The organism is Streptomyces sp. CA-278952 (assembly GCF_028747205.1).
Lineage (GTDB): Bacteria > Actinomycetota > Actinomycetes > Streptomycetales > Streptomycetaceae > Streptomyces.
Genome location: NZ_CP112880.1, coordinates 7,527,884 through 7,554,461 on the forward strand (window position 1 = coordinate 7,527,884; position 26,578 = coordinate 7,554,461).

Here is a 26,578-nt window from a genome sequence, read left to right on the forward strand (position 1 = left end):
CGCCCCGCCGCGTGGTGGTGAACCGGGAAGGCCCGATCCTCGTGGAAGGGCCGGTCGAGGTCGTGGGCGACGACGGTACGACGACCCGGTCCGACCGCTTCACCGTCGCCATCTGCACCTGCCGCCGCAGCCGCACCCAACCGTGGTGCGACACCAGCCACCGCCGCCGCAAGCCGGCCGGGCCCGCCGGGGCCCCGCCCGGCGGCCGACAGCCCCAGGAGGGCGAGGAGGAGTCCCGACCGTGACGACCCCGGACATCACCATCCACAGGAGCCCCGTGGCGCCTCCCGGACTTCCCCGGGCGCGCGGCCCCCTGAGCGAGAGCGTCCTCGCCGTGCTGGCGGGCGGCGGAGCCCCTCTGCCCGAAGCCGGTGCGGTCCGCCGCTCCGACCCGTACGGGGACGACCTCCAGCTGCTCCTCTACGTCCTGTACGAACTCCACTACCGGGGCTTCGCGGGCGTGGACGAGCGCCTGGAATGGGATCCCGCCCTGCTCGCGGTGCGCGCGGCGGCCGAGGACGTCTTCCTCGACGCGCTGCGCCGCGACAGCGGCCCCGGCGGGAAGGACGTGGCACAGGCGGTCGACGCGCTCCAGCTGGAACCCGTGAGGGACGACGGCCACAGCGTCAGCCACCACCTCCGCCGGGAGGGGGAGCTGTGGCAACTGCGCGAGTACGCCGCCGTGCGCTCCCTCTACCACCTCAAGGAAGCCGACCCGCACCTGTGGGTGGTGCCCAGGCTCCACGGCCGGGCGAAGGCGGCGATGGTCGCCATCGAGTTCGACGAATTCGGAGCGGGCCGGGCCGAGGACATCCACGCCCAGCTCTTCGCCGACCTGATGACCGACCTCGGCCTCGACGCGCGGTACGGCCGCTACCTCGACGCCGCGCCCGCCCAGGCCCTGGCCACCGTCAACCTGATGTCCCTCTTCGGTCTGCACCGGCGGCTGCGCGGCGCGCTCGTCGGGCACTTCGCCACCGTGGAGATCACCTCGCCCCCCGGGTCGAGGAGACTGGCCGAGGCGCTGCGCCGCGCGGGCGCGGGCCCCGCCGCCCAGCGGTTCTACGACGAGCACGTGGAAGCCGACGCGGTCCACGAACAGGTGGTGCGCCACGAGGTGATCGGCGGCCTGCTGGAGGACGAGCCCGGCCTGGCGGCGGACGTCGTCCTGGGCATCGAGGCCACCGGCCACCTGGAAGACCTCCTCGGGGACCACCTGCTGGCGGCGTGGCGTGAGGGGCGGTCCGTGCTGCGCACACCCCTGGAGCCCTGAGAGCCCCATGTCGGGTGAAGCCCCGAGAGCCGTGTGTCAGCCGGGGCCCGCACTTCTTTCTCCGGGAGCGCGTCCACCGCGTTTCCCGCACGGATCCCACGGAACAACGCACACGGTCGCGCCGCCCGGGAGATGTCCTCAGGAGTGGCGACTCCGGAGCCGGCGGACGGCGCCGATGGCTGCTTTCCGAACCGTTCGGCGCCTGAGATCCGCGTACGCCGGATACCTGAGGGAGGAGTACCCCCGCAGCGAACGTCAAACATGCCGTGTGCCGTACCGCTGCCCCGCGGCTCCTCGCGGGGCCGGATCACGGACGCGGGCGCAGGCGGGAGCCACCGGGGGGAGGGCCGCCGGAGACGCTGCTGACCAGTCGCGCGCAGAGGTCGCGGAGCTTGACGTTGCGGTGCTGCGAGGCGGTGCGCAGGGTCTGGAGCGCTTCCTCGGAAGTGCAGCGGCGCTGGTGCATGACGATGCCGGCCGCCTGGTCGATCACCGTGCGGGACCGGAGCGCCGCCTCCAGATCGGCGGTGAAGGTCCGCGTGTCCGAGAGCCGCTGGGCCAGTGCGACGGCCCCGGTCGCCTGGGCGGCGAGCGCGCGCAGCCCGCTGAGGTCGGCGTCGGCGAAGCCGTTCTCCTTGGGCGCGTACAGATTCAGCGCGCCCGCCGTGTGGGAGTGCGCCGCGATCGGCAGCGACAGCGACGACAGGGTGCCGGCGGCGACGGCGAAGGCGGGGTAGCCGTTCCACCGGCTCTCCTCGCGCATGTCCTCCACGCGGACCTCGTGTCCCTCGCGCAGGGCCTGCAGGCAGGGGCCGTCGTCCTGCCCGTACTGGGCCTCGTCCAGCAGCGGGGCGCTGGTGCCCGCGCTCGCCACGGTCAGGGGGCGGTTCTCACGCTCCAGCGTGACTCCGCAGCCCTCGGCCGTGGGCGACAGGTCCAGCGCCCCCCGGGCCAGGGCTCCGAGGAATTCGTCCAGGGTGTCGGTCTCCAGGAGGAGGGAGACAAGGTCCGGCGGCCTCGGAGTGAGCACTCCGTCGTCGCTCATGGTCGCTCCCTTCCGGGCCTGAACCCTGTGACCAGCATCGCACTGTACCCGCCGCGCCGCGCCGCTTGCCGGGCGTGACCGCCCCTGTCGCAGCGGACCGCCGCGCACAACAGGTGTCGGTCGCCGCAGAGCGGGCAGGCGCGTACGGAGGTCAGGAAGCGGCCGCGCCCTCAGCCCTGCCTCCCTGGAGTGTTCATGTTCCTGCTCAGCTATCACCTCGACGCCGCGCACCTGGTCGTAGAACTGGGCGCGGTGGTCGACCTCGACAACGAGGCGACGATCGAGCGCGAAATAGTCCGCCTGCTGCCGTGCTGCGGTCCCTGGGCCCTCATCGTGCACCTCCGCACCCCCCTGCTCACCCCCCGGGCCCTGGGACTGCTCCTGCGAGTACGCGGCCGGTCCGAGGAGCGCGGTGTGCCGATGGTGGTCGTGGCCGGGTACGACACGGCCCGCGAGGCGCTGAGCGCCGCCGGTCTCCACCGCGTACTGAGGGTCGCGCCGACCCTTCAGGGCGCGATGTCACGCAGCCGGGGCTGCCGGCCGGAGTCGGAGGCGTCCCCGGACGGGAAGTGTGGCGACCGGCACAGTGCGGCGTCTTCCGGCAGGCCCGCGCAGCGGCCGATCGGCCCGTACGCCGACACCTCCCGCCCCCGCTACCCGGGAGAGCGCTGACGGGGCGGACCCCGAGCGGGCTGATCCGGACGGACAGGCCGGGCCGGTCCGCACCGGGCGAGAGGGCATAATGAAGGGCTGGAGGTCAGGAAACGGCCCTTGAGAATTCTTCCTGCCTCCGTGGAGTGTCCCGTGAACCTCTGTCCTCGCGCCCGTGCCGCCCTTTCGGCTCCGGCCACCCGCGCTTTCGGCGCCCCGCACGCTTCTGTACGGGCGGCCCGCGGCCGGCCACCCGCGGCGAGGCCCCACTCCGCAGACGTCCCGCCAACAGCCGCTGTCCCGACGGCCGGCGCGCCCGCCACTCGGCGGCCGTCCCGCGACGACGTCTGACCCCCTCACCACCGCCCCACGCCCGGAGCCCGCTCGGCGCCTCGGTGCGTAGGTGGCGGCTGCCCCGTCCCGGCGGCCCGGACCGTGCCGCCCAGCTCTGCCCCGCCCTTTCGGAAGGCGGGTCACCGCCCAGAACGAGATGATCATGACTGACAGGCCCGTGGCCGAGGCGCCGGACACGACCGCGCTGCTCCTGGAGACGAAGTCGCTGGACGAATTCCTGCACGCACTCGCCCGCAGCGCCCTCGCCCTGGTGGAGGAGGCCGACGGCTGCGGTATCACGGTGGAGCGCAAGGGACGTCCCGTCACCGTCTCCAGCGTGGGGGCCAGCGCCACGAAGCTGGACGAGGCCCAGTACGGGCAGGACGACGGCCCCTGCCTCCAGGCGATGCGCACCGGCCGCGAGGTCAGTGTGCCGGACACCCTGCGGGAGAGCCGCTGGGCCGACTACCCCGCCTACGCCGCGGTCTGCGGTGCCCGGTCGTCACTGTCCCTGCCCATCGCGCCCCACAGCCACACGGCCGGTGCCCTCAACCTGTACGCGCCCCTCCCGCACGCGTTCGACACGGCCGACCTGACGGCGCTGAGACTGCTCACCGCGCAGGCCACCGGGGCCATCGCGCTGGCCCAGCGCATCGCGGACACCGAGGAGTTCGCCGCCGATCTGGAGGCCGCCCTGCGGTCGCGCACCGTCATCGACCAGGCGATCGGCGTGGTCGTCGGCCAGCAACGCTGCTCCCCGGAGAAGGCCTTCGACGTACTGCGCACGGCATCGCAGCATCGCAACATCAAGCTGCGCGAACTCTGCGCCGAGTTGATCGCCAGCATCACGGGCGAGGTCCCGCCCGAGGGCCGGATCCAGCCCCGGGGCTGAATCCCCGGGGCTGCGGAATTCTCGAACCGAAGCGGACCATTTCGGCCCCCTGTTCGGTGCAGCGCGTTTGAACTCGCGCGCAGGGGTAGACGGCGCAGATCCCGGACGACCTGTACGAAAGGAGATCCTGTGCCCCGAGATCGCCGCAAGAACATCTTCGTCATCGGAATGGACGAGGCGAATCTGCGGACCCTGGAGGCTGTTCCGGACGCCGACGGCCACCGTCTCCATCCGCTGCTCAGCATCAAGGAGTTGCAGGAGGAGAGCCACACCGTCGACGAGCTGATGACCCGCGCACGTGCCGTGCTCGACGCGCATGAGGGGGACATCGACGCGATCGTCGGCTACTGGGACTTCCCCGTGAGCACCCTCGTACCCATGCTGAGCAGGGAGTACGGCACGACCAGTACCGGCCTGGAGTCCGTGGTCAAGTGTGAGCACAAGTACTGGAGCCGGCTGGAGCAGCAGAAGGTCATCGACGAACACCCCCGCTTCGGCCGGGTGGATCTGCAGAGCGACGATCCGCGACCACCGGACGGCGTGACCTTCCCCATGTGGCTCAAGCCCGCTCTGTCCTACTCCTCCGAGCTGGCGTTCGGCGTCTCGGACATGACGGAATTCCGGACGGCGGTCAAGGAGATACGCGGCGGGATAGCCCGGGTGGGGAAGCCCTTCGAAGCCGTACTCGATCTTCTGGAACTGCCGCCGGAGATGGCGGGAGTCGGCGGGCAGGTCTGTCTGGCCGAGGAGGCCATGACCGGTATCCAGGTGGCCGTCGAGGGATATGTGCACCAGGGCGAGGTCACCGTCTACGGCGTGCTCGATTCGATCAACTACCCCGACTCCTCGTCGTTCCTGCGCCACCAGTACCCCAGCGCCCTCCCGGCCCCGGTGATCCAGCGGCTGCACGAGGTCAGCGAACGCACCATGCGACAGATCGGCATGGACGCGGCGACCTTCAGCATCGAGTACTTCTACGACCCGAAGACCGCCGACATCAGCCTGCTGGAGATCAACCCCCGGCACTCCCAGTCGCACGCGGAGTTGTTCGCGTTCGTCGACGGTGTGCCCAACCACCATCGGATGTTCCGGCTCGCCCTGGGCGGCGACCCGGCCCTGCCGCCCGGCGGAGGCCGCTACAGGGTGGCCGCCAAGTGGTACTACCGCTGGTTCGGCGAAGGGCGCGTCCACCAGGTACCCACCGCCGAGGAGATCGCCGCCATCGAGCGGGAGATCCCGGGTGTCCACATCGACATGGTCCCCTCCGAGGGCCAGCGACTCTCCTCGGTCAAGGGCCAGGACAGCTACAGCTACGAGGTCGCCCACATCTTCACCGGCGGCGACGACGAGAACGACCTGCGCCGCAAGTTCGACGCGTGCGTCGCAGCCCTCGGTCTGAGTTTCGACGAGACGGAGCCGGGCGGGCGCGGCCGGAATTCTTCGTGACGCCCCGGGTACCCGCCCCCACCGGACCCGACGTCAGGAAGGAAGCCGCTGTCCGTATGCGATACGTCGAGCAACTCCCGTACGAAACGGGGGAAGAGAAGCACGTCACCATCACCATGACGGACGGGGTGCGCCTGTCGGCCAGGATCTGGCGGCCCGCCTCGTCCGACGGGGAGCCGGTCCCCGCGGTCGTGGAGTGCATCCCCTACCGCAAGAACGACCTCACCTCGACCCGTGACGCGATCCATCACCCGTACATCGCGGGCCACGGCTACGCCTGTGTACGCGTGGACCTGCGGGGGACGGGCGAGTCGGAGGGCGTGCTCCTGGACGAGTACCTGGAGCGGGAGCAGCGCGACACCGAAGAGGTGCTGGCCTGGGTCGCCGCACAGCCCTGGTGCGACGGGAAGACCGGCATGATGGGCATCTCCTGGGGCGCCTTCGCCGCCCTCCAGACGGCGGCCCGGCGGCCCGAGAGCCTGAAGGCCATCGTCATCGCCTCGTTCACCGACAACCGGTACGCGGACGACATGCACTACCTCGGTGGCGCCATGCTCTCCGACAACCTGGCCGAGGCCGGCACGATGTTCGCGTACGCCACCTGCCCGCCCGACCCCGAAGTGGTCGGGGAGCGGTGGCGCGACATGTGGCGGGAACGGCTGGAAGCCGCCCGGCCCTGGGTCCTCGAATGGCTCCGCCACCCGCACCGCGACGCCTACTGGCAGCACGCCTCGCTCAACGAGGACTACGCCCGGCTGCGGTGCCCCGTCCTCGCCTCCAGCGGCTGGGCCGACGGGTACTCCAACGCCGTCACCCGGCTCCTGGCCAACGTGGACGTCCCCCGCAAGGGGCTGATCGGCCCCTGGTCCCACAAGCTGCCGCACCTCGGCGAGCCCGGCCCGGCCATCGGTTACCTCCAGGAAGTCGTCAAGTGGTGGGACCACTGGCTCAAGGGCGTCGACAACGGGGTCATGGACGGGCCGATGCTCCGGACCTGGATGCAGGACAGCGTCCCGCCCTCCACGTCGTACGAGGAGCGCCCCGGCCGCTGGGTCGCCGAGCCCTCCTGGCCCTCACCGCGGATCAAGGAAACGGCGTACCCGCTGCGGGGCTCCGCCATCGTGATGGCGGACGACCGGGAGCCACCGCCGAACGGTCGGACGCGTACGGTCCAGTCGCCGCTCTCCGTCGGCCAGTTCGCCGGCAAGTGGGCGTCCTACAACGCGCCCCCCGACCTGCCCTACGACCAGCGTGAGGAGGACGGCGGCTCCCTGGTCTTCGAGACCGAACCGCTCGCCGAGCGGATGGAGATCCTCGGCTCGCCGTCCGTCTGCCTGGAGGTGTCGGCCTCCGCCCCCGTCGCCCAGATCACCGCCAGGATCTCCGACGTCGCACCGGACGGCCGCGCCACCCGCGTCACGTACGGCGTACTGAACCTCACCCACCGCGAGAGCGACGAGCACCCCCGGCCGCTGGAACCCGGCCGCCGCTGTCACGCCCGGATCCCGCTGAACGGGGTCGCGCAGGCGTTCCCGCCCGGCCACCGTGTCCGGCTCTCCCTCTCGACCTCGTACTGGCCCCTGGTGTGGCCGGCGCCGGAGCCCGCCCTGCTCACCGTCCACGAGGACGGCGGCGAGCTGGTTCTGCCCGTACGCCCCACCGAGGAGGCGGACGGCATGCCCCAGGCGGACTTCGAGGAGCCGGAGGGGTGCCGACCGCCGCCCGTCACCCGGCTGACCGAACCCGAGCAGGCCTGGAACGTCTCCAGGAGCCTGGTGGACTACCACTCGGCCCTCGACATCGTGAAGGACCGAGGAACGCAGCGGTACGAGGAGAACGGCATCGAGGTGGGGCTGCGGGCGTGCGAGAGGTACACCTCCGTGGCCGACGACTTCACCTCCCCGAGCGGCCGGTCCGAGTGGACCATGCGGTTCTCCCGGCCCGGCTGGGATGTGCGGGTCGAGACGAGCACCGTCCTGACCGCGAACGCGGACGAGTTCATCGTCGACGCCACCCTGGACGGCTATGAAGACGGCCGCCGGGTCTTCTCCCGCACCTGGAACGAGACCGTTCCCCGCGATCTGGCCTGACGACACGACAGGAGGGTGACACCGCACGTGTCGATCACCACCGAAGGCGCGGTGTACGCCTGCCTCGGCATCGGAGCCTTCCTCGCCGCGGCGCTGCCCCGGCTGCTCTCCCGCCTGCCGGTCTCCGTGCCGATCGTCTTCCTCGCCGCCGGAGTGCTCCTCTACCTGACACCGCTGCCGCTGCCCGCGGTCGACCCGGTCGCCGACCGCGTCTGGGCGCACCACCTCACCGAGCTCTGCGTGATCGTCTCGCTGATGGGAGCGGGCCTGGCCATCAACCGTCCCTTCGGGTGGCGGCCCTGGGCCGCCACCTGGCGACTGCTCGGACTGGCGATGCCGCTGACGATCGGGGCGACCGCGCTGGCCGTCTGGGCGCTGCTCGGCTGGCCGGTGTCCGCGGCACTCCTGGTGGCCGCGGTCCTCGCGCCGACGGATCCCGTGCTCGCCTCCGAGGTGCGCGTGGGGGAGCCGTCCGCCGAGAAGGAGGACGAGGACGAGGTCCGCTTCGCGCTGACGAGCGAGGCCGGACTCAACGACGGCCTCGCCTTCCCGTTCGTTCTCGCGGCCGTCGCCCTGGCCGCCGCCGGGGAGAGCTGGACCGGGGGCTGGCTGACGCACTGGCTCTGGAGCGACGTGCTCGTCCGGGTCTCCGTGGGCGTGGCCGTGGGCCTCGCCATCGGCCTCCTGCTGGGGCGGGTGCTCTTCCGGTCCCGCGCCAGATCGCTGCGGCTCGCCGAACAGGGGGAGGGGTTCGTGGCGCTGGCGGCGACCTTCCTGTCCTACGGCGCCGCCGAGGCTCTGCACGGGTACGGCTTCCTCGCCGTGTTCGCCACCGCGTGTGCCCTGCGCAGGTCGGAGCGCAGCCACGGCTACCACCAGGTGATGCACGCGTTCGTGGAGCAGATCGAACGCCTGCTGATGGCCCTTCTTCTCTTCGGTGTGGGCGCTTTCGTCGCTTCCGGCGGCCTGGCCGCGCTCACCTGGAGGGGGGCGGCGGTCGGCGTGCTGCTGCACCTCCTCATTCGCCCGGCCGCCGGCCGGCTCGCCCTCCTGCGGGGCCCGGGCCGCCCGAACGAGCACGCGGCGGCCGCCTTCTTCGGGATCCGGGGCATCGGCTCGCTCTTCTATCTCGCCTACGCCCTCGGGGAGGGCGAGTTCGGGCCGTACGCGAGGGAGATGTGGGCGGTCGTCGTCTTCGCCGTCCTGATCTCCGTCGTGGTCCACGGGGTGGCGGCGGCCCCGGTGACCTCCTACCTCGACCGACGCTCGGCCGAGTCCTCCCGACGCGATGCCCGCACGGGCCCCGGCCCCGAGCCCGGGTGAGCCGTGTCTCACCGGGGGCCCACGACTTGTCTATGCAACGAGTTGCATAGAAGGATCTCGGTATGGCCCTCGACCACGCGATCCTCGTCTCCCTGCTGGAGAAGCCCGGCTCCGGCTATGAGCTTGCCCGGCGGTTCGAACGGTCCATCGGGTACTTCTGGACCGCCACCCACCAGCAGATCTACCGCGTGCTGGCGCGCATGGTGGCCGACGGCCTGCTCCTCGTCCGCGACGTGGAGCAGCAGGGCCGGCCGGACAAGAAGGAGTACTCCGTGACCGGGCCCGGCCGCGCGGCCCTCGCCGCGTGGCTGCACAAGCCGATCGAACCGGAGAGCCTCCGGCACGACCTCGCGGTGAAGATCCGGGGGGCGGCCTTCGACGACCCGGCCGCCCTGATCCGCGAGGTCGAGCGGCACCACCAGGTGCACCGGGACCGGCTCGCGCACTACCTCGCCGGGGAAGTGCGCGACTTCACCGGGCCCGACGCCCCCGCGCCCTTGGACGTGGGGCAGGAGCTCCAGCACGTCGTGCTGCGCGGCGGCGTCGCGTACGAGCGCATGACGATCGCCTGGCTCGACGATGTACTCGACACCCTCAACCGGCTCGCGGCCTCGGAGCCGGACGCCTGACCGGCGCCCGGGCCGCCACCTCCGTAACCACCACGACCCCCACCCTCCCCGGAAGGCACCGCCATGGCTGAGTCCGCGTCCTTGCTGTTCAACCCGCGTACCTACGACCCCCAGCACTTCGACCCGGAGACCCGCAGGCTGCTGCGCGCCACCGTCGACTGGTTCGAGGAGCGGGGCAAGCGCCGGCTGATCGAGGACTACCGCTCCCGCGCCTGGCTGGGCGACTTCCTCGCCTTCTCCGCGAAGGAGGGGCTGTTCGCCACCTTCCTGACCCACGCCTCCGCCGCGGTGGACGGGGCGGAGGCGGACCAGCGCTGGGACACCGCCCGGATCGCCGCACTCAACGAGATCTTCGGGTTCTACGGTCTGGACTACTGGTACGCCTGGCAGGTGACCATCCTCGGCCTCGGCCCGGTCTGGCAGAGCGACAACGCCGCCGCCCGCGACCGGGCGGCCCAACTCCTCTCCCGGGGCGAGGTGTTCGCCTTTGGTCTCTCCGAGAAGACCCACGGCGCCGACATCTACTCCACCGACATGCTGCTGGAGCCGGACAGCGAGGTCGACGGCGGCTTCCGGGCCTCCGGCTCCAAGTACTACATCGGCAACGGCAACGCCGCCGGTCTCGTCTCCGTCTTCGGCCGGCGCACGGACGTCGAAGGTCCCGACGGTTACGTATTCTTCGCCGCCGACAGCCGCCACGAGGCATACCACCTGGTGAAGAACGTCGTCGACTCCTCCAAGTACGTCAGCGAGTTCCGCCTCGCCGGCTACCCGGTGGCCCCCGCCGACATCCTGCACACCGGCCGAGCCGCGTTCGACGCCGCGCTCAACACCGTCAACGTCGGCAAGTTCAACCTCTGCACCGCCTCCATCGGCATCTGCGAGCACGCGATGTACGAGGCCGTCACCCACGCGAGCAACCGCATCCTCTACGGCCGCCCCGTCACCGCCTTCCCGCACGTGCGCCGCGAGCTGACCGACGCCTACGTCCGGCTCGTCGGGATGAAGCTGTTCAGCGACCGCGCCGTCGACTACTTCCGCTCCGCCGGGCCCGAGGACCGCCGCTACCTGCTCTTCAACCCGATGACGAAGATGAAGGTGACCACGGAGGGCGAGAAGGTCATCGACCTCATGTGGGACGTCATCGCCGCCAAGGGCTTCGAGAAGGACACCTACTTCGCCCAGGCCGCCGTAGAGATCCGGAGCCTGCCGAAGCTGGAGGGCACGGTCCACGTGAACCTCGCGCTGATCCTGAAGTTCCTGCGCAACCACCTGCTGGACCCGGTCGGCTTCCCGGCCGTCCCGACGCGCCTGGACGCCTCCGACGACGCGTTCCTCTTCCGGCAGGGTCCCGCGCGCGGCCTCGGCTCCGTACGCTTCCACGACTGGCGCCCCGCGTTCGACGCGTACGCCGAGGTGCCGAACGTGGTCCGCTTCCGCGAGCAGGCGGACGCCCTGTGCGCCTTCGTCGAGACGGCCGCCCCCGACGAGGAGCAGAGCCGCGACCTCGACCTCCTCCTCGCCGTCGGCCAGCTGTTCGCGCTCGTCGTCCACGGCCAGCTGATCCTGGAGCAGGCCCGCCTGACCGGCCTGGACGAGGAGCTGCTCGACGAACTGTTCGCCGTGCTCGTACGCGACTTCTCGGCACACGCCGTCGACCTGCACGGCAAGGACTCCGCCACCGAGGACCAGCAGCGCTGGGCTCTCGGAGCGGTACGCCGTCCCGTCGTCGACGCGGCCCGTTCGGCGCGGATCTGGGAGCGCGTCGAGGCGCTGTCGGGGGCGTACGAGATGGCGGAGTAGCCCGGCGCGGACGACCGGGACGGGCATCGCCACCGGCTCGGCCCCGCCCGGCGTGGGGCCGTCAGAACCCCGGAAGGGTCAGCCGCCGTGTGACGCGCAGCGCCGACTCCAGCAACCGCGCCCTGACCTCGGTGGTCCGGTACATCCGGTCCGACCGGAACGAGATGCCGATCGCCCCGACCTGGTCACCGCTGTACACAGGAGCCGCCGCGCACGTCGTGCCCGGCGCGTACTCCCCCCGGTCCAGTGAGAGCGGGCCCGCGGGAGTGGAGTCGAGCTGCCGCAGCAGATCCTCGCGGGAGGTGATGGTGCGGGGGGTGAGGTCGGCCAGCGAGTGCCGGGAGAGGTAGTTGGCGCGGGTCTCCTCGTCCAGCTCGCGGAGCACGCTCTTGCCGAGCGCGGTGGCGTGTCCGGCGTCGTGGAAGCCCACCCACAGGTCCACCCGCGGGGCATGCGGGCTGTCGACGATCTCCAGGACCCGGATCTCCCCCTCGTCGTACAACGTCAGATAGACGGCGGCGGACACACTGTCGCGCAGCGACGACAGCAGCGGGCGGATGTGCTCCCGCAGGGCCTGGCCGTCGACGGCGGAGTGGCGCAGCGAGTCGCGCTCACGGAGGGTGAACGCGTCGTCGTTCAGCTCGTGCAGATAGCCGTCCCGGGTGAGCTCGTGCAGGAGGCGCCGGGCGATGGGTTCGGGCAGGCCCGCATCCTGGGCCAGCTGCCGCACCGGGGCGCCGTCCCGGTGCGCCGCGGCGGCCTCCAGCAACCGGAGGTCCTGCCGGACGGACACCCCCGGCTCGGGGCCGGCCTGGTCACCCATGGCACCAGCATGGACCCGGTTCGGGGGAGCGGCAAGGCCGCTCCGGAGGGCGGGAACGCCGAGGAGGCGCAGCCGAGCTGAAAGCCCGGACGGGGGGCGGTCAGTGACCGACGAGCTCGCCGTCCCGGGCGACGATCCGTCCGCCGCGCACCACCATCTCGCGCCGCGGCAGGTCGACCACGACTTGCGGGAGGCACTCCCCGCGCACCAGCAGGAAGTCGGCCGGCGAACCGGGCCTGAGGTCCGCCTCCGGCAGCCCCAGGAGTCGGGCACCGCCGTCGGCCCCCGAGCGGAAGGCCGCCTCCAGCTCCTCGTCGAGGCGCGCGTCCTGCACCTGGGCCAGCAGGTGCGAGCGGTGCAGCATGTCCGCGTTGCCGAACGGACTCCACGAGTCCCGTACGCCGTCCGAGCCGAGGCCCACGTGGACCCCGTGCTCGCGCAGCCGGCCGATCGGCAGCACCAGGTCCGACGAGGGAGCGACGGTCGTCAGGGAGATCCCGGCGTCCGCCAGGTCCGCCGCCAGCCGGTCGAGCTCCCGCTCGGGCAGTCCGGGCACGCAGAAGACATGGCTGACGGTCACCTTGCCCTGCAACGAAAGCGCCCGGGTGCGGTCGATGATCGCGCGCAGCGACTCCAGCCCCGTCGCGGCCCGCTCGTGCAGATGGATGTCGACGCCCACGGAATGCCGGTCGGCGATGCCGAAGACCACGTCGAGCTGTTGGTCGAGCGCCTCGTCGAACCCGATCGGGTCGATGCCGCCGACCCGGTCGATCGCCCCGGTGCGCGCCGCCTCCTCCAGCAGCTCCTCGGTGCCCGGCGTGCGGATCACCCCGTGCTGCGGAAACGCGACGATCTCCACGTCGAGCGCGTGTCGCAGGGCCCTGCGGGCGGACCCGACGCCCTCGACGCCCGCCAGGTCGTAGGCGGGAGCGACGTCGACATGGGCCCGCATCGCGCGGGTGCCCTGGGTGACGGCGTGGCCCATCAGGTGCCCCGCCCGCTCCTTCAGGGGAGTCCGCAACGCGTGGTAGAGCTTCACGTCCTCGGTCGTGTACTCGGCGATGGAGCCCGCCGGATTCCGCGTCACCCAGGGCTCGCCCCAAGCCGTCTTGTCGGGATGGATGTGTGCGTCGACCAGGGTCGGCAGCGCGATCCTCCCCTTGCAGTCGACGACCTCGGCGCCGCGCGGCGCGGGCTCCGCGGAGATGACGCCGTCGACGACGGTGAGGTCGACGGGCGTCGTCGCCCCGTAGGGCCGCACGTTCTTGAACACCGTGGCGCGCGCGTGACCGCCCGTGCGGCGCGGCTGCTCCGTGATCCGGTCGGCGGCGGGCGACGACGTTCCGCCGGGCCGGGGCGCGGCGGCGGCCTCGGCCCCCGGCGCGTTGATGGCGGCGGTGGTGCCGGCGAGGGCGACGGCGCCGGCCAGCACGGAGCGCCGGGAGGGACCGGCGGTGGGGGAGGCGGTGGAATCGGCGTGCATCGTGGCTCCTTCGGAGGTGGGTCGGGGAGAGCGGCAGAAGGGGAAGGAAGAACGCGGGAGCTGCCGGGCGGCCGAGCGTGCGGGCGCGGTCAGACGGCCGGTACGGGGAACCCTGCCCGCACCACGCGCGCCGGGCGGCTCAGCACGCCGAGGTCGGCCAACGGGTCGCCGTCCACCACCAGGACGTCACCCGCGAAGCCCCGCGCCAGGCGGCCGGCCGTGGAGTCGAACCCGAGGAGCCTCGCGGCGCCCGTGGTCGCCGTGCGGATCGCGTCCAGGGCGGAGAGCCCGGCCGCATGCATCAGCTCCACCTCGCGGCCGATCGGGTCGACCGTTCCGCCCGAGGAGTCGGTGCCCGCGGCGAGGGGGACGCCCAGCTCGTGCGCCGCGAGCACCGCCCGCTTCAGGACGGGGAGATAGGTGCGGCCGCGTTCCGCCAGGACCGGGTCCGTGGACTCCGCCAGCCCGGCGATGGCGGTGAGCGTCGGCGTGAAGTACGTTCCCCTGCGGCGCATTTCGCGCAGAGTGCGCTCGCCGACGAACGCCCCGTGCTCCAGGGACCGGACCCCGGCCGTGACCGCGTCGTGGCAGCCCTTCTCGCTGTAGCTGTGGCAGAGCACCCCCTTTCCGCCGCGCCGCGCCGCCGCCACGATCGTGGACAGCTGCTCGTGGTCGTAGACCTGGACGAGCGGATCCTGTTCGGGCAGCCCGGCACGCTCGTTCACCCGGGTCTTGATGGTGTCTGCCCCCCGTGCGAGGTTGACCTCGACCACCCGGCGCAGTGCCTCGGTCGAGCGCACCCCGTCGCGCAGCCGGGCGAGCGGCGCGAGGTCCGGGTCGGCGAGGATCGTGTCGCCGAGGTCCGGGGTGACGAAGATTCCCGCGGCCCGGAGCCGGGGCGCCCGCTCCGGCGCCTGGCGGGCCAACTCCCGTACGGCGACGTCCTGGTAGAAGTTGGTCGAACCGCTGCGCGCGCTGGTCGCGCCCTTGAGGACCGCGTCGCGCGCCTCGGCGGCCGTGCTGAGGTGGATATGGGCGTCCACCAGACCGGGCAGGATCCACTGCCCGTGGGCCCGCAGCACCGGTACGCCGGAAGGGGGCCGCGTCCCGAGGCGGCCCCGGGGCGCGGCCGCCCGGACGACGCCCCCGATGATCACCACCACCGCGTCCTCGGTGACCTCGCCCGTCAGCGGGTCGAGCAGCCTGCCGCCGTCCACGACCAGATCGCCGCCCCGACCCGACAAACCCCGACCCGACGAACCCCGGCCCGACGAACCGCGGGACGCGGCCGACGCATCGGGAGCGGCCTGGGTCAGGACGGCGGAGGTCCCGGCCAGGGCCGCGGCGCCCGCGAGGACACCGCGCCGGGTCAGCCGGCCGGAGGGGGGCGGGGTGTTGTCGACGCACATGGGGAGGCTCCTTCGGCCGCGGCAAGCGGAAGCGCGAACATGAAGCACTTTGTATACCAGGATGGTCGACGGTCTGGGAAGGAGTGATTCCGCTCTGTGTGCGTGCGGAAAACGTGCAGGTCTACGGCGTATCAGGTGAATGCGGGGCGGATGCGCGAGGAGCCCCCCTGTAAGGGAGCTCCATCGGTATACAAAACTAGGCGTCGTCGAACAGAGAACGCAGAGCCACGGCCCGGCTGTCCCGTACGTGCAGCAGCGTGCTCGCCGCCGCGGACTCCTCGTCGCCCGTCGCGATGTACCGGAACATGACCGCGTGCTGGGCCCGCATGTGCTCCGGTTCCTCCCGCATCCCGAACAGCAGCTGGAGCTGTCCGCTGAGCTGCTCCATGGTGCGGGCCAGCATCGGGTTGCCGCTCAGGGCCACGATGTCCTCGTGGAAGGCGGTGTGGGCCGCCACCTCGCGCGCGCCCTCGTCGTCGGACGCCGCCTGCTCCGCCCGGTCGAGGGAGGTCCGCAGCGCGGTGACGCCGGGCGGCTCCGCCGGGGCGGACCGCGCCACCCGCCGGGCCGCGAGCCGGGAGGCCTGTATGGCGAGCGGCTCCCACACCTCGTACAGGTGCTCCACGTCGGCCCGCTCCATCCGCCGCACCCGGACCCCGCTGTGCGGCAGCAGCTCCAGGAGTCCTTCGCCCACCAGGGCGCGCAGCGCCTCGCGGACCGGGACGCGGGACATCCGCAGTTCCTCGGCGACCTCGCGCTCCACGAGGCGGGCGCCCTGCGGGTAGCGGCGGTCGACGATGCGCTCCCGGACCGCGTCGCGTGCGCGGGCGCTGAGCGATGTGTGCCCCGGGGCGCCGGCCCGTTCGCTCCCGGGACCGTCCGGCCGTGCCCGGTCCCGCCCTGCGTTGCTGCCCGCCACGTACGCCATCCTCCGTCGTGCATGCCCCCGGGTGAGGATACGCGGGGCTCGCGTCCGTCAGGCCGCGCCCGGGGTCCGTCCGTCCGGCAGGAAGAGCACCGAGTTGATGTACCGCTCCCGGTGCGGGACGAAGGCCCGGCGCAGCAGGCCCTGGTGCACCAGGTACTCCGTCCGGGCCTGGTGGGTCACCAGGTCGAACCCGTCGAGCGCGATCCAGCGCCGGCCCGCCAGGAGCCAGCCCGCGTAGCCCTGGCCGGTCAGCAGGTCGACCGCTGGTGCGATCGGGCCCAGCCGGCTCTCCAGCTCGACGAGCACGGCCGGGCGGTCCTTGCGCAGCAGCTCCGCCGCACCGAGCAGCGCCGCCCGCTCGCCGCCGTCGACGTCCATCTTCACGAAGCCGACCCCGCTCAGCCCCAGACTGTCGACGGTGATCGACGGCACCTCCAGGGAGTGCGCGTGGATGTCGCGGCGGGCCAGCGACGACACCCCCCGGTCGCCGCTGTCGCCCTCCGGGAACCACAGCCGCGCCGTGCCCGCCCGGTCGGTCGCCGCGCCCTGGACCACCCGGGCGTTCGACGGCAGCGTCCGGCGCAGGTGTGCGGCCAGGTGCGGCACGGGCTCGATGGTGACCACCTCGGCGCAGCGGGCGGCGAGCCGCCGCGACCAGGGGCCGTACCAGCCACCGATGTCGACGGCGATACCGTCCGGCGGGCAGAAGTCGGCGAGCCGCCGGAGCTCGGGCTCGAAGCGCGGGTACAGGGCGACGGCGGCCGAGCCGACGAGGCCCCCGGGCAGTCGGGACGCCACCGCCGCGGCGAACGTGGTCACGTGGCCGAGGCCTTGAGCCGGGTGAGCAGGCGCTCGTGGTCGTCCGCCCCGACCTTCCGGCCCGATGAGGGCAGCAGCTGCGGGATGCCGTCCACGATCGGGTAACTCAGGCGCAGCCGAGGGTTGTAGAGCGCCTCCTCCTCGGCCAGCAGGGACAGCGGGCCCTTGTCGAGCGGGCAGGCCAGCAGGGCGAGCAGCGGGTCGTCGGGGTTCATCGGGTGGCTCCTCGATGTCGGGGATGTCGGAGTGGTGGGAATGGTGGGAGTGGCAGGAGTGCTGGGAGTGGCGGTGGTGCCGGATCCGGGGTCAGGACGGGGCGGCGGGCTGCGGATCGTGGCGCGGCATGGCCAGCAGGACGGAGAGGGCGAGCGCCGTGCCCCCCACCCGCAGGGCCAGCAGCAGCGGATCGTCGGGCAGCGTCTCGCCGAAGGCGAGCGTCCCGAGGACCGCGGTGAACACGCTGGTCACCGTGGTGCACACCGGCACGATGAGGGAGGCCCGGCAGCGCTGCAACGCCGTCTGCGACATCACCAGACCGGCCCCCGCCGTGAACAGCAGCAGATACGGATACGGGGACGCCAGCAGCGACCATGCGGCCTCGCCGAGACCGGTGCCGGTCAGGCGGCTGGACGTGCCCTTGATGGCCAGCGAGCTGACCCCGTAGAGCAGGCCCACCGCCACCCCGTACCCGATACCGCTGGTCGGGACCCGGTGCCGTTTGGCCGCCCGGCTCTCGACCCGTACGTACAGCCAGACGCCCGCCCCCAGTGCGGGCACGCAGACCAGGAGCACCAGCGTCCACGGCGCGCCTCCGCTCACCACGTCCTCGCCCTCGCGCACCGAGGCGACGACCATCAGCAGGGCGACCAGCACCCCGCCCAGCGCGTAGCGTTCGCGGCCCGTCGACTCCTCGCCGAGCACCGCCGACGACAACAGCAGGAGCAGCACCAGACCGGAGACGAAGATGCCCTGCGCCGCCGCGATCGGCAGCGCCCGGTAGACGATCAGCTGGGCCCCGAACCCGGCCGCCAGCGCCAGCGCGCCGACGATCCACAGCGGACTGGTCAGCAGCGTCCGGACCACCCGCAGCGGCCGGCCCGCCGAGAGCGCGGGAAGCGAGCCGAGGGCCCGCTTCTCCACCACGAACCCCACGCTGTACAGCGCGTTGGCGATCAGCGCCGCGCCGACACCCCACCACACCGCGCTACCTCCGCCGCGCGTGGGCCAGCAGGATGGAGGCGGCCCCGGGCACCGAGCACGCCGCCCGGTCCAGCAGCCGCAGCGGACGAGGCACCCCGTGGAAGGGGGCGCCCGTGATCCTCACGTCGTCGAAGCCGGACGCCGCCAGGAACGAGCGCAGCGCACGCGCGGTGTACAGCCGCAGATGCCCGACCACCTCGGAGCCGGGGCGGCCGTGGATCCCGCGCAGACTGACCTCCGAGAACACCGGCTGCACCCCGGCGAGCAGCAGCGCCCGGTTGTACCAGGCCGCCAGGTTCGGGGTGGACAGCATCAGATGGCCGCCGGGCCGCAGGACCCGCCGCAGCTCGTCCAGCGCCTGGTCCGGGTCGACCAGGTGCTCCAGGATCTCGCTGAACAGCACCGCGTCCGCGCACCCGTCGGCCAGCGGCAGCCCGCCGTGCTCCAGCTCGCCGCGCACCACGAGGCCCATCCGGGGGCGGGCCCTGCGCAGCGCGTCCTGCGACCAGTCGACGCCGATCAGCCGGTGCCCGGCGAGGACCGGGGCCGCCGTGGCCGCCGCCGTGCCGTCGCCGCACCCGATGTCGAGGATCACCTGCCCCGGCGCGCCCAGCGCGTCGGCCAGCAGCCGGGCCTGCCGCAGGGTGCGCCCGTCGCCCGAGGCGACGGGAACGGCCGGGTTCTCGTAGAAGTCCCGCAGCCCGGGCGGGGGAGAGGTGGTGCCGGTCATACGGTCTCCGAGGACGTCGAGGCCAGGTGACGGGTGAACAGCTCACGCAGGCGTACGCCGTCCTCGTCGCCCAGCAGGGTGCGCGACCAGCGCAGCGCCAGATGCAGCCGGCCACCCGTGGACGCCGTGGTGAACGTCAGCCCCCGGGGCATCCGGGCGGGCGCGGAGAACCACACCGCGGTGGCCCGGCCCGCCTCCCCGAAGTCCAACGGGTACGGCACCCGGCCGATGTTGCTCAGCAGCGTCGTCGAGGTCCACGGCCCCGCCAGCACCCGCAGCCCCCGGGTGAGGGCGGCGCGGGCGGCCACCGGCAGCAGCGGCGCGGTCAGCAGGGAGGCGGAACGGCCCAACGGGGGACGGGGGCGCGCCTTGAGCGCCCGGGTACGCTCCGCGGTCGCCCGGAGCAGTGCGGGGATGTCGGCCCCGGGCGCCAGTTCGGACGCGGCGAACCCGACCTCCACCAGCCGGGTGCCGTTCCCGATCGGCATCTCGGGGCCCCGGGTGCGGTCGTCGACCGGCATGGTGATCCGCAGCGGCTGGCGGTCGGCCCCCGGCGCGCCCCGCTCCCGGTTCCACTCGGCCACCGTGAGCGCGGTGGCCACCATCAGCTGGTCGTTCACCGTGTAGGGCGCCCCGGACTCCCGCCGGGGGACCGGCAGTTCGACCAGCAGCATGGCGTTGCCCGGCACCGGCGCGGGCCCCGGCGAGCCCGCCGCGATCCGGGCGGGCCGGGCCAGCGCCGCCGCCGGGGACTCCCCGACGAGCGGCTCGGACGCCGGCCGCGCGGGTGCGGGGGGCGGCGGGACGCGGTGCGCGCCGTAGACTTCGGCGGCCGTCGCCGCCAGCCGCATGCAGGCCGGGCCGTCGAGGGCGGTGTGGTGCACGGTGAAGAGCAGAACGCACCCCTCGGTCCCCGGCTCCTCGACCACGGCGAGCCGCAGCGGCGGCGACGCCGTCAGGGGAGGGGCCTCGTCCAGCGCCCGCGCCCGGGCCCGGTCGAGGGCCCCGGGCGCGGACGGCGGGAAGGAGACCGGGTCCGTGTCGGGACTCCCGGTCAGCTCCCACTCGTAGCGCCGGGCGAACGGGGTCCGGGGGCGCTCCCGCATCAGCGCCCGGGGGTGCCGGGCGAGCGCCTCGGCGAACGCGGAGCGCAGCCGCGCCTCGTCCACCCGGCCGGGCAGATGGATCTCGATGTGCACGGTGTTCGGCTCGGCGTCCTGCGCACAGTGCCGGGCCACCTCGTCGACCACCGGGAACGGCACCCGGGCCGGGGCCCCGGGGCGGGGCGCACCACCCCGCGCCCGGGGTTGCTGCGTGGTCGCCATCAGGTGCTCCCTCCGGGACGGGGCGGCTGCTGCTGCTGACCGCCGAGCTGCCGCGTCGGGCCGTCACCGCCGTCACCGCCGCCCCCTTCACCCGAGCCGGATCCGTACCCGGTTCCGGGCGCGGGAGGCGGGGTCCCCTGCGGCCGCTTCGGGTCGGTGGACAGCGTCCGGCCCGAAGCGGCGGCGGCCTGCGCCGGAACCGTGGGCGCCTCGCCGTCCGCGGCGGCCGTGCCCCGGCCCCCGGCGGCCCGCCTGCCGAGCGGCTCGCGCCCGACCGTGACCAGCGCGGCGAACAGGCCGACCACCGCCAGGAACTGGGCCGTCGCGCCGAACGCGCCCTCGCCCGCCGCCGTGGTCTCCCCGGTGCCCACCGCCGCGACGACACCCGCGGCGGCCATCGCCGCGAACGCGACCGGCGCGAGCAGCCTCGGCCGGAAGTGGGCGACGACGGCGAGGACCGGCACCGCCAGGGCGAGCGGCCCCGCGATCACCACCCCCACCAGGGTGAGCGCCACCGTGCCCAGGACCAGCCCCGGACCGGGCGCGACGGGCTGCTCCTCGGCCGCGGACGGCTCGGCCCCCCGACGGCGTACGAAGGCGAGCCCCACGAGCACCAGGAGCAGGACCCCCGCACCGATCAGACCCACCTGGTAGATCCGGGCCGGCTCGTACTCCAGGGTGACCTTGCCGCCCTCGCCCTCCGGGACCAGCCAGGCTTGCTGCCAGCCGTCGATCCGCAGCGGCGTCAGCTCCTCGCCGTCCAGGGTGGCCTTCCAGCCCTTGTTGTGGTTCTCGTGGATCTGGAGGTAGGAGGCCTCGCCCGCGCCGACGGCGATCGTGCGCCGGTCGCCGTCGCCCCGCTCGACGTCCACCGAACGCGGCGTGCCCGCCGCGGCCTCGGAGGTTCCGTTGCTCAGCGTGACGTCCGTGATGGCGAGCGGTCCCGCGTCACCCGCCTCGACGGTGGTGGACGAGGCGGCCAGCTCCACCGTGCCGCCCTCGGTGCACGGCGTGACCTCGATGGGGCGGCGCTGCGTCAGGTCCCGCACCAGGCCCTCGGCCCGGGTCTCCAGGAACGTACCGCCGACGGACAGGACAGGACCCTTGCCGCAGGCCAGGCTGAAGGTCTTGTCCGGCTTCGGCTGCGGCGAGCGGTACTCCTCCAGGGCCGGGATATAGATCTCGCTCAGCCCGACCGGCAACTGCAACTGGTCGTCGGCGACCGGGTTGTGGACGGTCAGCGGCGCCTGACGCGAGATGGTGATGTCCATCCGGTCGGTCCTGATGGGCGAGAAGCGGGCCATGCCGTTCTCGTCCACGGAGGCCACCGCGGTGCCGTCGGGGGAGCTGATCTGCACCTGCTCGGGGCGGGTGGACAGGCCGCCGGCCGCCGCGAAGACGATCTCCCCGACCTCCTTCTTCTCCGGCCAGGACAGATGCAGTACGGGGCGTTCGCCCGCGATCCACGCCGTGGTCAGATCACCGTCGGTCAGATTGCGCGGAGTGAGACTGGTGCCCAGCCGTGCCGTGGAGTCGGCGCTCACCTCGATCTTGTCCCGCTCGCCCGTCAGCTCGAAGAGCAGCTTGTCCAGGGCCTCGCCGGGCACCGGCACCGCGCTCGCGGACACCTTGTACGGGCCCGCCTCCTGCGCGGTGAACTGCCGGTGCAGGCCGACCTCGGCCGCCACCGACGACAGACCGCCGGGGTCGCTGCCCCGCCGCAGCGAGTAGAGAGTGGAGTCCGCGCCCTCGCGCGGCGCGTCGGAGGGCAGCTCCAGCATCCGGGTCACCTGCACCCCGGGGATCGCGATGTCGGTGAAGCCGGCGCCGGTGAGCCCGGGACGCCCCTGCTGGGACTCCAGGATCGTCACCTTCAGCCAGGAAGCCTGCCCGGCGGGCGCGGCCACCGGCTGCGCCGATCCGTCCGTCTTCAGCGGGCTGTCCTTGAAGCCCCGCTCGGTCTCGACCCGGACGACGGTCGGTGCGGCCCGCACGTTCGCGCTGGGCAGCGGCGTCACCTGGAGCGAGCCCGGAAGCTCTGTCGGTGTGGTGAAGTCGATCCGCACCCACTCGTCCTCGGGAGAGCCCGGGGACCCTTCCGCCCACCCGGTGTCCGGGTTGCCGTCGAAGGCGTTGACCGGGTCGTACTGCGGCAGATGGAACAGCCAGTTCCCCACCGACGAGGCGCTGACCTCCTTGGCTCCGCGCAGCACGGCCGTCGTCTGGTGCTCCGCGCCGGAGGTCGGCAGGATCTGCCGGGGGCTCCGGTCCGGATCCTGCGCGGCCTGAACCGCGTTGCGCTCATCGGCGGTGTACGTGTACGAGGTGTTGGAGTTGACGAGACCGAACCGGGTGTCGGCGCGCCGCAGCCCGTCGCCTGCCGCGTACAGCGAGGGCCGTCCCAGACCCGGGTGCGCGTCACCGGCCAGCACGGCCGGCCGGCCGTTCAGCGCGCCGCTCGCCGACAGCGGCAGCAGGGACTCGGGCCCGCCGCTCACGACGGCCGTCGAGGCCACCGGGGACGTGGTCGCCCGCCCCGGACGCTCCGTGCCGGTGGGCGGCTCGTAGATCTCCACGGCCCGCTGCCGCGGATAGAGGCCCTCGACCTGCACGGGGGTGTCCGCCGCGATCCGGCCGCCGGTCATCACCGGACCGAAACCGGTCACGCGCTGGTACCCGGACGCCTCCAGGGTGCGCTTCACCGTGGCCGTGGGGACGTACCCCAACTGGTCGGGATCGAGGTCGTTGCGGACCACCACGTAGTGCAGTCCCGCCCGGTTGAGGTACTCGCTCAGTCCGGGGACCTCGCCGCCGGTGGTCAGCGCCTGCTCGACGGCGTCCATCGCGCGCCGGTTGCCCGGCGTGCCGAACGGCACGTAATCCCGTTGCGCCCAGGGCGAGTTCGCCAGCACGTCCAGCGGCTGGTCGATCGGGGAACCCCAGGTGTAGATGCCGTGCGCGGTCGCGGGGACCACCAGGGCGCGGTCGTCGGCCGAGTTCTTCTTCAGCCAGTTCCCGGTCGTCTCCCAGTACGTGGGCAGCTGCTGGAACGAACCGGTCTGGAGGATCGAGCCGTTGACGTACGGCCAGGCGAGACCCGGCAGCACGAGCGCGGCCGCGATCACCGGTACGAGACGGCGGGCGCGCACCGCGCTGCCGCCGCCCCGCGCCGCCGCGGCGACGGAGGCCACCGCCGTGAGGTGCGCGAGGCCCAGGGCCAGCGCCAGCGCCAGCCCCGTCTGGAACTTGTAGATGTTGCGGAACGGCACCAGCCAGCCGTCCAGCCAGTCCTGCACGGTCCCGTGGAACAGCCCGCCCAGCGCACCGCCGTAGCCGGCGAGCGTGATGAGCGCGACGCTCAGCACGGTCAGCACCAGCCAGCGGCGCTCGGGCAGATCACGGCGTGCCAGCCCCGCAAGGCCCAGGGCGGCGGCGAGCGCCGAGCCCAGGATGGTGACGGTCGCGGTGGCGACGGTCCAGCCGGCGGGCAGCCAGGCCTCGCCGAAGTTCAGATAGCCGACCCAGTTCCCGCCGCCGCGCAGCACCTCGGTCGCCGACATCGTCGTCGTGGTGGTGTACGAGGACTCCACGTACGGCATGAAGTTCTCGCCGTAGATCCCCAGCAGCAGCAGCGGAACGATCCACCAGGCGGTCGCCAGGATCACGCCCGGGATCCACCACGCCAGCAGGGCGCGCTTGCGCGGCCCGCCGGGACGGGACAGCAGATACAGCCCCACCGGCAGCAGCGAGGCCAGCGTGGACGCGGCGTTGACGCCGCCCATCAGCGGGATCAGCAGCGCGGACCGGGCCGCGGCGATCCTCGGCGAGAGCCGCGGGTCGGTCAGCGGCAGCAGCACCCACGGCAGCAGGGCGCCCGGCAGGGCCGCCGCCGAGGTCGAGCCCACGACGATGGTGTACGTCGGCCACAGCGCGTACGCGACCGCGGCCGGCAGCCGGCTGGCCGGGGAACCCACGGCCAGCCGCTCCGCCAGCCGGAGCGCACCCCAGAAGGCGGTCGCCACGATCAGCGACAGCCACAGCCGCTCCGCGAGCCAGACCGGTACGTGCAGCAGGTCGGCGGCCCCGTAGTACGGCAGCATCGGAATGGCGTAGCCCACGTACTGGTCGGCTATCCCGCCGAACCCGGCCCGGCTGTGCCACAGCTCGCCCAGGTCGCCCAGGAAGCGCCAGGGATCGGCGACGACGCCGAGCTTGGTGTCGAACGTCATCCGGCCGGGCGACACCGCGAGGAACGCCGCGAACACGGCGGCCCAGAAGCCCAGCAGCCAGCGCCGTGAGCGGGGCGTGGGCGGTCCGTCGGCGGGGCCGGAGGGCGCGGGACCCGCGCCCTCCGGAGCCGTGGACCGGGGTGGGTGGACAGCGCTGGTCATGAACACCGCCGGAGGATGAGGAGGAGGTTCCAGGTGGCGAATTCCCGCAGTACGGGGATGCGCGGCACGAGCTGGGGAAGGACGGGCCAGTAGCGCGAGCGTGCTGAGACGACGGTCACGTCGGAGCGGCTCCGGACGTGGCTCAGGGTCTCCCCGACGCCGATCTTGAAGAGGTTCTCGCCGAGCCGGTGCTTGGCCGGGCCGCCGGTGCGCCGCTCGTAGCGGCTCCGGGCACGTTCGGCGCCGAGGTAGTGCCAGGGCGCCCACTCATGGCCGCCCCAGGGGGAGAGCCAGTTGGTGTACGAGACGTAGATGAGGCCGCCGGGGCGGGTCACCCGCGCCATCTCGCTGAGGAAGGTGTGCGGATCGGCGACGTGCTCCAGCACGTTGGAGGAGAAGCAGACGTCGGCCGCGCCGTCGGCGAGCGGCAGCAGATAGCCGTCGGCGACGACGGTGTCCGCGCGCTGCCCGGGGCCGATCTCCGCCGGATCCGGTTCGAAGAGGTAGCTGTGCGCACCGCGCCGCCGGAACTCGCGGGTGAAGTAGCCGTCGCCGCCGCCGATGTCCACGACGACCTTGTCGCGGAGCGGACCGTGCCGCTCGACCTGGTCGGCCGCGTCACGGGCCAGCAGGGTGTACGCCGTGGCGGGGTCGCCCTGTTCGCGCAGGAAGGCGCGGAACAGGGCGGCCGACCGCCGGAACGAGGGGTCCTTCACGCGCTCGCGCCGATCACCGGGGCGCTCGGGCCGCTCACGGCCCCGGCGCCGGCGGCCGCCTCGGCGGCGACCGCGGCGAACCGGCGCACACTGGCGGTCCACCGGTAGTCGGCGGCCCGTTCCCGGGCGGCCCTGCCCATTGTCTCGCGCCGCTCGTCGTCCAGCGCGAGCGCGCACCAGGAGGCGGCGAAGGAGGAGGCGCCCGGGGCGAGGATCCCGGTGACACCGTCCTCGACGGAGTCGCGCAGCCCCGGCACGTCGAAGCCCAGGGTCGGGGTGGACCGGGCCGCGGCCTCCGTGACGACGAGACCCCACCCTTCTACGGCGGCCGGGTGCAGCAGCATCCACGCGGCGCAGAGCAGCCGGTGCTTCTCCGCTTCGGTCACATGACCGGTGAACTCCACACCGGGACCCGCGAGTCGTTCCAGCCGGGCCCGCTCGGGGCCGTCGCCGACGATGACGAGCCGGCCGCCGGTGACCGGCCGGACCCGCTCCCAGAGCTGGAGCAGCAGATCGATGCGCTTGTAGTCGACGAGCCGGCCCAGCGCCACGAACAGCGGTGTGGCGGACCGCTTGCCCTGCGGGCTCGGCTCCTGGACGCCGTTGTGCACCACCCGGATCCGCCGGTCGGGCACGCCCAGTTCGCGCAGCGCGCCCGCCGTGGACGGGGACACCGCGATCATCAGGTGGTCGCGGTAGGCCCGGGACAGGGCCCAGTGTTCGAGCTTGCGCCCGGCACGGGCCACCGGCGTCGGGAAGCGCATGTCCCACAGGTCGGTGTGCACGTGGTTGACCAGGCAGACCGTGGGTCCGCGGTGCCACAGCGGGGCCAGGTACGGCATGCCGTTGCAGACCTCGACGAGCAGGTCGCACGTGCCGATCCGCCGGGTGAACGCGGACCGCGCGCCGACGTAGTGCCCCAGCGCGGAGCCTGCCGAGACGACCCGGTAGGGCCGGCGGGCGGCCGGTCCGCCGCACAGCAGCGTGACGTCGTGGCCCTGCTCGGTGAGACCCAGGGCGAGCTGGTCGACCAGCAGCTCGGAGCCGCCGGCGGCCGGATTGCCCAGGTCGCGGTGGGCGAGGAAGACGATGCGTCTCGGGGTTGCGGGGACCGTGACGGGCGCCGGGCCCTGACCCGGACGCGCGACGGCGTCAAGCAGTGGGGGAGGGACGTGCTGGGGCATGGGTGCTCCAACTCGGCTCGGGGGGCGGGGACTGGGGGGAGCGGCCCTCTGGGCGAGGGCCGCTTGGAGCGGGGGACGTACCGGG

22 protein-coding genes are annotated in these 26,578 nt (G+C 73.2%); 9 read left to right on the top strand and 13 right to left on the bottom strand.

The genetic code is table 11. The features are described 5' to 3' along the window. Positions 1-11: 11 nt before the first annotated feature. Complete coding sequence (locus tag N7925_RS32965) at positions 12-245, top strand: CDGSH iron-sulfur domain-containing protein (protein WP_274346038.1); 234 nt, start codon at positions 12-14, stop codon at positions 243-245. After that, complete coding sequence (locus tag N7925_RS32970) at positions 242-1,273, top strand: iron-containing redox enzyme family protein (RefSeq protein ID WP_274346039.1); 1,032 nt, start codon at positions 242-244, stop codon at positions 1,271-1,273. Before N7925_RS32965 ends, N7925_RS32970 begins: the two co-directional genes overlap by 4 nt. A 307-nt stretch (positions 1,274-1,580) precedes the next feature. Here the strand turns inward: N7925_RS32970 and N7925_RS32975 are convergent, their stop codons facing one another. Then, the gene (locus N7925_RS32975; RefSeq protein WP_265603181.1) at positions 1,581-2,318 is read right to left on the bottom strand and encodes a GAF and ANTAR domain-containing protein; all 738 of its coding nucleotides are present in this window, start codon (positions 2,316-2,318) and stop codon (positions 1,581-1,583) included. Positions 2,319-2,513: 195 nt separating this feature from the next. On the opposite strand from N7925_RS32975, the gene N7925_RS32980 reads away from it, so the two are divergent. The 7 genes from N7925_RS32980 (at position 2,514) to N7925_RS33010 (ending at position 11,485) form a co-directional block, all read left to right on the top strand. Then, the gene (locus tag N7925_RS32980) at positions 2,514-2,990 is read left to right on the top strand and encodes an STAS domain-containing protein (RefSeq protein ID WP_265603182.1); all 477 of its coding nucleotides are present in this window, start codon (positions 2,514-2,516) and stop codon (positions 2,988-2,990) included. A gap of 475 nt (positions 2,991-3,465) precedes the next feature. Then, positions 3,466-4,194, top strand: a complete 729-nt coding sequence (locus N7925_RS32985) for a GAF and ANTAR domain-containing protein (RefSeq protein WP_443032304.1) — start codon at positions 3,466-3,468, stop codon at positions 4,192-4,194. A gap of 129 nt (positions 4,195-4,323) precedes the next feature. Further along, a complete protein-coding gene (locus N7925_RS32990) occupies positions 4,324-5,640 on the top strand; it encodes an ATP-grasp domain-containing protein (RefSeq protein ID WP_274346041.1) in 1,317 nt (438 codons plus the stop codon). A 56-nt stretch (positions 5,641-5,696) separates the two neighbouring features. Then, a complete protein-coding gene (locus N7925_RS32995) occupies positions 5,697-7,730 on the top strand; it encodes a CocE/NonD family hydrolase (protein ID WP_274346042.1) in 2,034 nt (677 codons plus the stop codon). A 27-nt stretch (positions 7,731-7,757) separates the two neighbouring features. Beyond that, on the top strand, positions 7,758-9,053 hold the full coding sequence (locus N7925_RS33000; protein ID WP_265603186.1) for a cation:proton antiporter: 1,296 nt from the start codon (positions 7,758-7,760) through the stop codon (positions 9,051-9,053). Between the two features lie 62 nt (positions 9,054-9,115). Beyond that, entirely contained in the window at positions 9,116-9,682 is a 567-nt protein-coding gene (locus N7925_RS33005) for a PadR family transcriptional regulator (RefSeq protein WP_274346043.1), read from the top strand. A gap of 63 nt (positions 9,683-9,745) precedes the next feature. Beyond that, entirely contained in the window at positions 9,746-11,485 is a 1,740-nt protein-coding gene (locus N7925_RS33010) for an acyl-CoA dehydrogenase family protein (RefSeq protein ID WP_274346044.1), read from the top strand. A 61-nt stretch (positions 11,486-11,546) separates the two neighbouring features. Here the strand turns inward: N7925_RS33010 and N7925_RS33015 are convergent, their stop codons facing one another. From N7925_RS33015 to N7925_RS33070, 12 genes are all read right to left on the bottom strand, one after another. After that, on the bottom strand, positions 11,547-12,308 hold the full coding sequence (locus tag N7925_RS33015; protein WP_274346045.1) for an IclR family transcriptional regulator: 762 nt from the start codon (positions 12,306-12,308) through the stop codon (positions 11,547-11,549). Between the two features lie 100 nt (positions 12,309-12,408). Continuing rightward, the gene (locus N7925_RS33020) at positions 12,409-13,791 is read right to left on the bottom strand and encodes an amidohydrolase family protein (protein WP_274346046.1); all 1,383 of its coding nucleotides are present in this window, start codon (positions 13,789-13,791) and stop codon (positions 12,409-12,411) included. A gap of 89 nt (positions 13,792-13,880) precedes the next feature. Further along, the gene (locus tag N7925_RS33025) at positions 13,881-15,200 is read right to left on the bottom strand and encodes an amidohydrolase family protein (RefSeq protein WP_274346047.1); all 1,320 of its coding nucleotides are present in this window, start codon (positions 15,198-15,200) and stop codon (positions 13,881-13,883) included. A 196-nt stretch (positions 15,201-15,396) separates the two neighbouring features. Beyond that, positions 15,397-16,128 carry a GntR family transcriptional regulator gene (locus N7925_RS33030; RefSeq protein ID WP_274346048.1) on the bottom strand — a complete coding sequence of 244 codons (732 nt, stop codon included), beginning with the start codon at positions 16,126-16,128 and terminating at the stop codon, positions 15,397-15,399. 48 nt (positions 16,129-16,176) lie between these two features. Continuing rightward, a complete protein-coding gene (locus N7925_RS33035) occupies positions 16,177-16,947 on the bottom strand; it encodes an FkbM family methyltransferase (RefSeq protein ID WP_274346049.1) in 771 nt (256 codons plus the stop codon). Next, complete coding sequence (locus N7925_RS33040; RefSeq protein ID WP_007453982.1) at positions 16,944-17,162, bottom strand: Trm112 family protein; 219 nt, start codon at positions 17,160-17,162, stop codon at positions 16,944-16,946. The genes N7925_RS33035 and N7925_RS33040 overlap by 4 nt, the downstream gene beginning before the upstream one ends. A 91-nt stretch (positions 17,163-17,253) precedes the next feature. Then, positions 17,254-18,147, bottom strand: coding sequence for a hypothetical protein (locus N7925_RS33045; RefSeq protein ID WP_265603194.1), 894 nt, complete (start codon positions 18,145-18,147; stop codon positions 17,254-17,256). Between the two features lie 4 nt (positions 18,148-18,151). Next, entirely contained in the window at positions 18,152-18,877 is a 726-nt protein-coding gene (locus N7925_RS33050) for a class I SAM-dependent methyltransferase (protein ID WP_215110677.1), read from the bottom strand. Further along, positions 18,874-20,202, bottom strand: coding sequence for a condensation protein (locus N7925_RS33055; RefSeq protein ID WP_274346050.1), 1,329 nt, complete (start codon positions 20,200-20,202; stop codon positions 18,874-18,876). The genes N7925_RS33050 and N7925_RS33055 overlap by 4 nt, the downstream gene beginning before the upstream one ends. Next, on the bottom strand, positions 20,202-24,593 hold the full coding sequence (locus N7925_RS33060) for an alpha-(1->3)-arabinofuranosyltransferase domain-containing protein (RefSeq protein ID WP_274346051.1): 4,392 nt from the start codon (positions 24,591-24,593) through the stop codon (positions 20,202-20,204). The genes N7925_RS33055 and N7925_RS33060 overlap by 1 nt, the downstream gene beginning before the upstream one ends. Further along, on the bottom strand, positions 24,590-25,309 hold the full coding sequence (locus tag N7925_RS33065; protein WP_047175341.1) for a class I SAM-dependent methyltransferase: 720 nt from the start codon (positions 25,307-25,309) through the stop codon (positions 24,590-24,592). The genes N7925_RS33060 and N7925_RS33065 overlap by 4 nt, the downstream gene beginning before the upstream one ends. Next, positions 25,306-26,493 (bottom strand): glycosyltransferase family 4 protein, encoded by a 1,188-nt coding sequence (locus N7925_RS33070; RefSeq protein ID WP_274346052.1) that lies wholly within the window; start codon positions 26,491-26,493, stop codon positions 25,306-25,308. The genes N7925_RS33065 and N7925_RS33070 overlap by 4 nt, the downstream gene beginning before the upstream one ends. Positions 26,494-26,578: the final 85 nt, after the last annotated feature.

Excerpts from the sequence above, each read along its gene's own strand:
- N7925_RS32985 (WP_443032304.1), top strand. The coding sequence starts at position 3,466 with ATGACTGACAGGCCCGTGGCCGAGGCGCCGGACACGACCGCGCTGCTC.
- N7925_RS33005 (WP_274346043.1), top strand. The coding sequence starts at position 9,116 with ATGGCCCTCGACCACGCGATCCTCGTCTCCCTGCTGGAGAAGCCCGGC.
- N7925_RS33010 (WP_274346044.1), top strand. The coding sequence starts at position 9,746 with ATGGCTGAGTCCGCGTCCTTGCTGTTCAACCCGCGTACCTACGACCCC.
- N7925_RS33040 (WP_007453982.1), bottom strand. The coding sequence starts at position 17,162 with ATGAACCCCGACGACCCGCTGCTCGCCCTGCTGGCCTGCCCGCTCGAC.
- N7925_RS33050 (WP_215110677.1), bottom strand. The coding sequence starts at position 18,877 with ATGACCGGCACCACCTCTCCCCCGCCCGGGCTGCGGGACTTCTACGAG.
- N7925_RS33025 (WP_274346047.1), bottom strand. The coding sequence starts at position 15,200 with ATGTGCGTCGACAACACCCCGCCCCCCTCCGGCCGGCTGACCCGGCGC.
- N7925_RS32975 (WP_265603181.1), bottom strand. The coding sequence starts at position 2,318 with ATGAGCGACGACGGAGTGCTCACTCCGAGGCCGCCGGACCTTGTCTCC.
- N7925_RS33015 (WP_274346045.1), bottom strand. The coding sequence starts at position 12,308 with ATGGGTGACCAGGCCGGCCCCGAGCCGGGGGTGTCCGTCCGGCAGGAC.
- N7925_RS33060 (WP_274346051.1), bottom strand. The coding sequence starts at position 24,593 with ATGACCAGCGCTGTCCACCCACCCCGGTCCACGGCTCCGGAGGGCGCG.
- N7925_RS33070 (WP_274346052.1), bottom strand. The coding sequence starts at position 26,493 with ATGCCCCAGCACGTCCCTCCCCCACTGCTTGACGCCGTCGCGCGTCCG.
- N7925_RS32980 (WP_265603182.1), top strand. The coding sequence starts at position 2,514 with ATGTTCCTGCTCAGCTATCACCTCGACGCCGCGCACCTGGTCGTAGAA.
- N7925_RS33055 (WP_274346050.1), bottom strand. The coding sequence starts at position 20,202 with ATGGCGACCACGCAGCAACCCCGGGCGCGGGGTGGTGCGCCCCGCCCC.
- N7925_RS33030 (WP_274346048.1), bottom strand. The coding sequence starts at position 16,128 with ATGGCGTACGTGGCGGGCAGCAACGCAGGGCGGGACCGGGCACGGCCG.
- N7925_RS32995 (WP_274346042.1), top strand. The coding sequence starts at position 5,697 with ATGCGATACGTCGAGCAACTCCCGTACGAAACGGGGGAAGAGAAGCAC.
- N7925_RS33020 (WP_274346046.1), bottom strand. The coding sequence starts at position 13,791 with ATGCACGCCGATTCCACCGCCTCCCCCACCGCCGGTCCCTCCCGGCGC.